This is a genomic window from Clostridioides sp. ZZV15-6388 (assembly GCF_020657755.1).
Lineage (GTDB): Bacteria > Bacillota > Clostridia > Peptostreptococcales > Peptostreptococcaceae > Clostridioides.
This window is the reverse complement of record NZ_JAGWCU010000079.1, coordinates 1-554: the sequence shown is the minus strand read 5'-3', so window position 1 is coordinate 554 and position 554 is coordinate 1. Positions and strand designations below refer to the sequence as shown.

Below are 554 nucleotides of genomic sequence, written 5' to 3'. Positions count from 1 at the left end.
GAGTTCCCTTCGGGGACATTGGTGACAGGTGGTGCATGGTTGTCGTCAGCTCGTGTCGTGAGATGTTGGGTTAAGTCCCGCAACGAGCGCAACCCTTGTCTTTAGTTGCCATCATTAAGTTGGGCACTCTAGAGAGACTGCCAGGGATAACCTGGAGGAAGGTGGGGATGACGTCAAATCATCATGCCCCTTATGCTTAGGGCTACACACGTGCTACAATGGGTAGTACAGAGGGTTGCCAAGCCGTAAGGTGGAGCTAATCCCTTAAAGCTACTCTCAGTTCGGATTGTAGGCTGAAACTCGCCTACATGAAGCTGGAGTTACTAGTAATCGCAGATCAGAATGCTGCGGTGAATGCGTTCCCGGGTCTTGTACACACCGCCCGTCACACCACGGGAGTTGGAGACGCCCGAAGCCGATTATCTAACCTTTTGGAAGAAGTCGTCGAAGGTGGAATCAATAACTGGGGTGAAGTCGTAACAAGGTAGCCGTATCGGAAGGTGCGGCTGGATCACCTCCTTTCTAAGGAGAATTGCCTACTGTTTAATTTTGAG

General features: G+C 51.1%; 1 rRNA gene. It reads left to right on the top strand.

Going from position 1 to position 554, the window contains the following annotated elements:
• Positions 1-522, top strand: a 16S ribosomal RNA gene (locus KGF48_RS19820); the annotation flags it as partial.
• Positions 523-554: the final 32 nt, after the last annotated feature.